This window comes from Saccharopolyspora taberi (assembly GCF_039534165.1).
Taxonomy (GTDB): domain Bacteria; phylum Actinomycetota; class Actinomycetes; order Mycobacteriales; family Pseudonocardiaceae; genus Saccharopolyspora_D; species Saccharopolyspora_D taberi.
This window is the reverse complement of record NZ_BAAAUX010000019.1, coordinates 610,165-617,217: the sequence shown is the minus strand read 5'-3', so window position 1 is coordinate 617,217 and position 7,053 is coordinate 610,165. Positions and strand designations below refer to the sequence as shown.

8 protein-coding genes are annotated in these 7,053 nt (G+C 73.8%); 6 read left to right on the top strand and 2 right to left on the bottom strand.

Annotated features, from left to right (window positions below):
• The 5 genes from ribD to ABD691_RS24530 form a co-directional block, all read left to right on the top strand.
• Positions 1-836: bifunctional diaminohydroxyphosphoribosylaminopyrimidine deaminase/5-amino-6-(5-phosphoribosylamino)uracil reductase RibD (gene ribD, locus ABD691_RS24550; protein ID WP_344683487.1), on the top strand; the 836-nt coding region annotated here is incomplete at its 5' end.
• A 53-nt stretch (positions 837-889) separates the two neighbouring features.
• Positions 890-1,540, top strand: a complete 651-nt coding sequence (locus ABD691_RS24545) for a riboflavin synthase (RefSeq protein ID WP_344683528.1) — start codon at positions 890-892, stop codon at positions 1,538-1,540.
• A 40-nt stretch (positions 1,541-1,580) separates the two neighbouring features.
• Entirely contained in the window at positions 1,581-2,852 is a 1,272-nt protein-coding gene (locus ABD691_RS24540) for a bifunctional 3,4-dihydroxy-2-butanone-4-phosphate synthase/GTP cyclohydrolase II (protein WP_344683486.1), read from the top strand.
• On the top strand, positions 2,849-3,346 hold the full coding sequence (ribH, locus tag ABD691_RS24535) for a 6,7-dimethyl-8-ribityllumazine synthase (RefSeq protein WP_344683484.1): 498 nt from the start codon (positions 2,849-2,851) through the stop codon (positions 3,344-3,346). The genes ABD691_RS24540 and ribH overlap by 4 nt, the downstream gene beginning before the upstream one ends.
• On the top strand, positions 3,343-3,792 hold the full coding sequence (locus ABD691_RS24530) for a PH domain-containing protein (RefSeq protein WP_344683482.1): 450 nt from the start codon (positions 3,343-3,345) through the stop codon (positions 3,790-3,792). The genes ribH and ABD691_RS24530 overlap by 4 nt, the downstream gene beginning before the upstream one ends.
• Here ABD691_RS24530 and ABD691_RS24525 read toward each other — a convergent pair whose 3' ends face one another.
• Positions 3,793-4,962, bottom strand: a complete 1,170-nt coding sequence (locus tag ABD691_RS24525) for a cytochrome P450 (RefSeq protein WP_344683526.1) — start codon at positions 4,960-4,962, stop codon at positions 3,793-3,795.
• 75 nt (positions 4,963-5,037) lie between these two features.
• On the opposite strand from ABD691_RS24525, the gene ABD691_RS24520 reads away from it, so the two are divergent.
• A complete protein-coding gene (locus ABD691_RS24520; RefSeq protein ID WP_344683480.1) occupies positions 5,038-5,607 on the top strand; it encodes a TetR/AcrR family transcriptional regulator in 570 nt (189 codons plus the stop codon).
• A gap of 14 nt (positions 5,608-5,621) precedes the next feature.
• Here ABD691_RS24520 and ABD691_RS24515 read toward each other — a convergent pair whose 3' ends face one another.
• Positions 5,622-6,995, bottom strand: coding sequence for an aminotransferase-like domain-containing protein (locus tag ABD691_RS24515; protein ID WP_344683478.1), 1,374 nt, complete (start codon positions 6,993-6,995; stop codon positions 5,622-5,624).
• Between the last annotated feature and the right edge of the window lie 58 nt (positions 6,996-7,053).

The following is a 7,053-nucleotide window of genomic DNA, read 5'->3' as shown; positions in this document are numbered from 1 at the left end:
GGCGCCGCGCCGCGGGCGGCACGGCCGTGGTGACGCTGGAGCCGTGCGCGCACACCGGCCGGACCCCGCCGTGCACCGACGCGCTGCGCGCGGCCGGTGTGGCGCGGGTGTTCCACGCGGTTTCCGACCCGAACCCGCCCGCGGCAGGCGGTGCGTCCGTGCTGCGCGGGGCCGGGGTCGAGGTGCACGGCGGGCTGCTGGCCGAGGAGGTCGAGCAGGGGCCGCTGCGGGCCTGGCTGCACTTCGTCCGCACCGGGCGCCCGCACGTGACCTGGAAGTACGCCGCGACGCTCGACGGCAGGACGGCCGCCGCCGACGGGACCAGCCAGTGGATCAGCTCCCCGCAGTCGCGGGCCGAGGTCCACGAGATCCGGCGCCGGATGGACGCGATCGTCGCGGGCACCGGCACCGTGCTGGCCGACGACCCGGCGTTGACCGCCCGCCGCCCGGACGGCTCGCCGTACGAGCGGCAGCCGCTGCGCGTCGTGGTCGGTGACCGGCACCTGCCCGCGAACGCCCGCGTGTTCGACGACAGCGCCGAGACCGTCCGGGTACCCGCGGGCGATCCGGACACCGTGCTGGCGGCCCTGGCCGAGCGAGGCGTGGTCGACGTGCTGCTGGAGGGCGGCCCGACGCTGGCGGGTGCGTTCGTCCGGGCGGGCCGGATCGACCGGGTCCTGGCCTACGTCGCCCCGGCGCTGCTGGGCTCGGGCGCGGCCGCGCTCGGAGAAGCGGGAGTGGGAAGCATCTCGCAGGCATGGCGGTTGCAGATCGAGCAGACCACGATGAGTGGCCCGGACGTGCGCATCAGCGCGGTCCCGGTCACCCGGGGCTGAACCGCGCCGGGCGGCCGCCGCGGCGCGGAGAACCGAACTTGGGAGGAACGCAGGTGTTCACCGGGATCGTCGAGGAGCTCGGCACCATCACCGCCGCCGCGCCGCTGACCGACGGCAGCAGGCTCACCGTGTCCGGACCGCTGGTGACCTCCGACGCCAAGCACGGCGACTCGATCGCGGTCAACGGCGTGTGCCTGACCGTCGTCGACGTCGTCGACGGCGCGTTCACCGTGGACGTGGTCACCGAGACCCTGCGGCGCTCGTCGCTGAAGGGCGTCGCGGTCGGCGACCGGGTCAACCTGGAGCGCGCGATGGCGCTCGGCGACCGGCTCGGCGGGCACATCGTGCAGGGCCACGTCGACGGCACCGCCGTGCTGCGCTCGGTCGAGCCCGACGGGATCACCCGCTTCGAGCTGCCGTCCCGGCTGTCCCGCTACGTCGTGGAGAAGGGCTCGATCACCGTCGACGGCGTTTCGCTGACCGTGGTGGAGGCGACCGGCACCGGGTTCGGGGTCGCGCTGATCCCCACCACCAAGCAGCTCACCACGCTGGGCTTCCGCCGACCAGGTGACGAGGTCAACATCGAGGTGGACGTGCTGGCCAAGCACGTGGAGCGGCTGGCGCAGGCGCAGCTCGACGACCTGGGCCGTGGTGGTACCAGGCTTTCGGGGGACAATGTGGAAAGCAGCGGGCAGACGCGGTGAACCGGTACCAGGTGCACCCCGAGGCAAAGGCACGAGCACTGTGAGCACCACGAACAGATTCGACGACATCGAACGCGCACTGGCCGACATCGCGGCCGGGCGGCCCGTGATCGTCGTCGATGACGAGGACCGCGAGAACGAGGGCGACCTGATCTTCGCCGCCGAGATGGCGACCCCGGAGCTGGTCGCGTTCATGGTGCGCTACACCTCGGGCTACATCTGCGTCGCGCTCCCCGGCGAGGACTGCGACCGGCTCGACCTGCCCCCGATGTACCACTACAACCAGGACCGCAAGGGCACCGCCTACACGGTCACCGTCGATGCCGCCGAGGGCGTGACCACCGGTATCTCCGCCGCGGACCGCGCGCACACGCTCAAGGTCCTCGCGCACGCCGACTCCACCGCCGACGACCTCAACCGCCCCGGGCACGTCGTCCCGCTGCGCGCCCGCGACGGCGGTGTGCTGCGCAGGCCCGGCCACACCGAGGCCGCCGTCGACCTGTCCCGGCTCGCCGGGCTCCGCCCGGCCGGTGCGCTGTGCGAGATCGTCAGCCAGAAGAGCGAGGGCGACATGGCCCGCCGCGACGAGCTGGAGGTCTTCGCCGCCGAGCACGACCTGGTGCTGATCACCATCGCCGACCTGATCGCCTACCGCCGCCGGTTCGAGCAGCAGGTGGTGCGGGTCGCCGAGGCGCGCATCCCCACCGAGCACGGCACCTTCCGGACCGTCGGCTACGACAGCACGCTCGACGGCATCGAGCACCTGGCGCTGGTCTACGGCGACATCGGCGACGGCGAGGACATCCTGGTGCGGGTGCACTCGGAGTGCCTGACCGGGGACGTGCTGGGGTCGCTGCGCTGCGACTGCGGCCCGCAGCTGGCGGCGGCGATGGAGAAGGTCGCCGAGGCGGGCCGCGGCGTGGTGCTCTACATGCGCGGGCACGAGGGCCGCGGCATCGGGCTGATGCACAAGCTGCAGGCGTACCAGTTGCAGGACTCCGGCGCCGACACCGTCGACGCCAACGTCGCGCTGGGCATGCCGGTCGACGGCCGGGACTACGGCCAGGGCGCGCAGATCCTGTGCGACCTGGGGATCAAGTCGATGCGGCTGCTGACCAACAACCCCGCCAAGCGGGTGGGCCTGGAGGGCTACGGGCTGCGGATCGTCAGCCGCGAGCCGCTGCCGATCCGGCCGAACCCGGAGAACCTGCGGTACCTGCAGACCAAGCGGGACAGGATGGGCCACGAACTGGACAACCTCGAGGACGGCGAGGACGCCTCGCTCGGGGACGAGTCGGGGGTGACGGCATGAGCGGGGAGGGCCGGCCGCGTACCGAGGTCCCGCAGGCGGGCGACCTGAGGCTGGGCATCGCGGCGATCAGGTGGCACGAGCGCATCACCGACCAGCTGCTCAAGCGGGCGCTGGCCGCGGCGGGCGAGGCGGGCATCCTCGAACCGACCGTGGTCCGGGTGCCGGGCTCGATCGAGCTGCCCGTGGTCTGCCAGCAGCTGGCGCACCAGCACGACGCGGTGGTCGCCCTCGGCGTGGTGATCCGCGGCGGCACCCCGCACTTCGAGTACGTCTGCGACTCGGTGACGGCGGGCCTGACCCGGGTCTCGCTGGACGAGTCGACCGCGGTCGGCAACGGCGTGCTCACCTGCGACACCGAGCAGCAGGCGCTGGACCGCGCGGGCTTCGAGAACTCGGTGGAGGACAAGGGCTTCGAGGCGACCGCCGCCGCGCTGGAGACCGCGCTGGTGCTGCGGGACCTGCGGGGCTGGGAGAACGGGCGGGGATTCCTGTGAGCGCCTCGGCGGGCACGACGGTGCAGGTCCGGCCGAAGAAGGTCCGCCGGATCGCGATCCCGGCCGCGGTCGTGCTGGTGGTGGTGTTCGCGGTGGCCGGGGCGCTGCTGGGCAACACCCCGACCGGCGCCTACTTCCGGCTCTCCGACCAGCTGTCGATGGTCGGGCTCGGGGTGCTGCTGGCCGCGGGCGCGCTGCTGCTGACCCGGCCGCGGCTGCGCGCCGACGCCGACGGGCTGGAGATCCGCAACCTGCTCGGCACCCAGCACTACAGCTGGGACCTGGTGGAGGCGATCAGCTTCCCGAACGGCGCGCCGTGGGCCCGGGTCGAGCTGCCGCAGGACGAGTACGTCCCGATCATGGCCATCCAGGCGACCGACGGCGCGCACGCCGTGGAAGCCATGCGCAGGCTGCGCGAGCTCCGCCGCGAGGTCGACGGAGCCTGATCACCAGGTCACCGGGAGCTCGGTGAGCCCGCCGGTGATCGTGCCGCGGTGCGTGGTCAGCTCGTCGAGCGGGACCGCGGGCCGCATGGTGGGGAACCTGCCGACGAGCGCGCCCAGAGCGGCGCGCAGTTCGATGCGGGCCAGCGGGGCGCCGATGCAGTAGCGCGGGCCGTGCCCGAAGGCCAGGTGGCCGGACGGCTGCCGGGTGATGTCGAAGCGGCCGGGGTCCGGGAACACCGCCTCGTCGTGGTTGGCGGCGTCGATGCCGAGCAGGACGAGGTCACCGGTCCGGACCCGGACGCCGCCGATCTCCAGGTCGGTCCTGGCGTAGCGGGGGATCCCGGCGCCGCCGCTGCCCGGCGCGCGGAGCACTTCCTCGACCGCGTCCGGGACGAGGTCGGGATCGTCGTGCAGTGCCTGCCACTGGGCGGGGTTGGTGAGCAACAGCAGCGCGCCGAGCCCGATCTGGACGACGGTGGTCTCGTGGCCCGCGAACAGCAGGGCCATCGACAGGCCGGCGGCCTCCTCGGCGGACACGCCTTCGGTCGCCGACAGCCGGGAGATCACGTCGTCGGCGGGGGAGCGCCGCTTGCGGGCGACCAGTTCCAGGCCGTAGGCGAACAGGTCGGCCAGTCCTCGTTCGGAGCGGGCCCGGTCGTGGATGTCCGCGGCGGCCCGCGTCCACTCGCGGAAGGTGTCGCGGTCCTCGTGGGGAACGCCGAGCAGTTCGCAGATCACCAGGATCGGCAGCGGGAGCGCGAGCGCGGCGTGCAGGTCGGCCGGTCGGGGCCGCTCGGCCAGGTCGTCCAGCAACCGCGCGGTGAGCGCTTCGACCCGGGGCACCAGCGCCCGCATGCGCTTGGGCGAGAAGTGCGGTTGCAGCAGCGAGCGCGTCCGCGCGCTTTCGGCCGGTTCGGTGTCGAAGTCGCCCATCGGGCCGCCGAAGAGCGCGGAGCGCCCGGCCCTGGCCGCGTTCGGCGGGTCGGGGTGGGACCGGCCGAGGCGCTGGTCGGACAGCAGCCTGCGCACCTCCGCGTAGTCGGTCACCAACCACGCCCTGTCACCGACGGCGGTGCAGACCTCGTGGACGGCTCCCCGGGACTGGAGTTCGCGCAGCAGTGGCGCGACCTCCAGCGGATTCGGCCGTTCGAACGGCAGCTGGGCCGGCATGGCCACCTCCCAATGTTGTTTACACGAGCGTAAACAACATTAGATGTAGACTCTCGCGTAAACAAGGGAGGTGCGATGGCGGCCGAGCCAGGGCGGCGGATGCCCCGAGCCGAGCGGCGCGAGCAGATCCTCGCCGCCGCCACCCGCGCGTTCGCCCGCGGCGGCTACGCGGGCACCGGGCTCGACGGGGTGGCTGCCGAGGCGGGCATCAGCCGGGTGATCCTCTACCGGCACTTCGACTCGAAGAACGACCTGTACCGGGCAGTGCTCGACCGAGCCTGCGCCCGGCTCGACGCGGCGGTGGGCACGGACGGCTTCGACGACACCAGCATTCCCGCCCTGGTGCGCGCGGCGGCCGACGACCCGGACGGGTTCCGGCTGCTGTTTGCGCACGCCGTGCGGGAACCCGAGTTCCGCGACGTGGTCGACTCGCTGCGCTCGGCCTCGGCCGACATCGCCCGGCGCCACCTCGCCGAGGCGATCCCCGACGGCGGGTGGCAGCGGTGGGCGGCGCGGCTGGTGCCCGCGGTGGCGCTGGAAGCGGTCCTGGCGTGGCTCGACGCCGGTCAGCCCGATCCGGACACCGCGGCCGAGCGGATCGGCCAGGCCGTGCACGGCGTCATCGCGGCGGCCTCCGGTCAGTGATCACAAGCTACTGCTCAGTGATCACGGCCTCCCGTTGCGGCCTGCCACGCGGCGGTCAGCCCGGCGACAGCCCGGTCGAGCAGCTCGGGGGTGAGGGCGAAGCTCAGCCGCAGGTGGTCGCGGAACCGGCCGTCGGCGGAGAACAACGAGCCGGGCGCGACCGCGACGCCGTGCTCGCGGGCGGTCTCGGCGAACCGGTCGGTGTCGGTGCCCGGTAGCCGCACCCACAGCGACATCCCGCCCGGCGGCAGCTCCCAGGTCCACTCCGGGACAGCGGCGCGCAGTGCGGCGGCCAGGTGGTCGCGGCGGCGGGCTAGTTCCGCGCGCCAGGGCTGGATCTCGTTGTGCTGCAACAGGATCGCCGCCAGTTGCTGGCTCGGGCTGCTGCCCGCCAGGTCGCTGTCCTGGCGGAGTTCGGTCAGCCGGGCCAGCAGCGGCGCGGCGGCGCTGATCCAGCCGACCCGGAGCCCGCCCCAGAGGACCTTCGACAGCGAGTGCGTGCGGATGGTGCCGTGCGGGTGGCCCGCCGCGATCGTGCCGGGCGGCTCTCCGGTGTGGACGAGGTCGGCCAGGGTGCGGTCCTCGACGACGAGCACGTCCTCGGCGCGGGCGATCGCGGCCAGCCTTCCGGCGCGCTCGGCGGGCATCGCGGTTCCGGCCGGGTTGTGCACGGCCATGGTGACGGCGAACGCCGGGCGGTGGCGGGCGATCGCGGCGCTCAGCGCTTCCGGCACCATGCCGCCGCGGTCGGTCGCGACCGGGACCGCCCGCGCGCCGGAGCGCTGGATCGCGGCGAGCGCCCCGGGGTAGGTCGGGTCCTCGACGAGGACCGCGTCGCCGGGGCGGGCGAAGCAGCGCACGGCCAGGTCCAGCGCGTGCTGGGCGCCGTTGGTGACCAGCACGTCGGCGCCGGTCCGCTCCCGCAGCAGCGCCACCAGCCGGGGCTCGCCCCGCGCGTCGTAACCGTGCCTGCTCGGCGTGCGCATCAGCTCCGCCGGGTCGATTCCCGGTACGACCAGGTGCGACGGGTCGGGTACGACCGAAGTGGACAGATCGGCCAGCACCGCGCCCGGGCGCAGCAGCCGGGCCAGGCCGGAGCCGCCCGCCGAGCGCGGCTCGGCGCCGGTGAGGAAGGTGCCGCTGCCGTGGCGCCGCTCGCAGACCCCCGCGTCGCACAGGGCGTTGAACGCCGCGGCGACCGCGCCGCGGGTGCAGTCCAGCGCCCGGGCCAGATCGCGTTCGGACGGCAGCCGGGTGCCGGGTGCGAGCACCCCGGACTCGGCCAGCTCGGTCAGCGACTCGGCCAGCCTGCGGCCGAGCGGCCCGCGGCCCGCGCGCAGCCGGTCGCGGATGAGCACGGCGAACTGGTCGACGTCGGCGATCGGCATGCGCCCATTCTCCATCAGCGATCTTGCCACTAGTGGCTCAATGATTCGCTTGCTAGTG

Bases quoted from the DNA above. Each gene is read 5' to 3' on its own strand.
- ribH (WP_344683484.1), top strand. From the start codon at position 2,849: ATGAGCGGGGAGGGCCGGCCGCGTACCGAGGTCCCGCAGGCGGGCGAC.
- ABD691_RS24525 (WP_344683526.1), bottom strand. From the start codon at position 4,962: ATGCCGGCCCAGCTGCCGTTCGAACGGCCGAATCCGCTGGAGGTCGCG.
- ABD691_RS24515 (WP_344683478.1), bottom strand. From the start codon at position 6,995: ATGCCGATCGCCGACGTCGACCAGTTCGCCGTGCTCATCCGCGACCGG.
- ABD691_RS24520 (WP_344683480.1), top strand. From the start codon at position 5,038: ATGGCGGCCGAGCCAGGGCGGCGGATGCCCCGAGCCGAGCGGCGCGAG.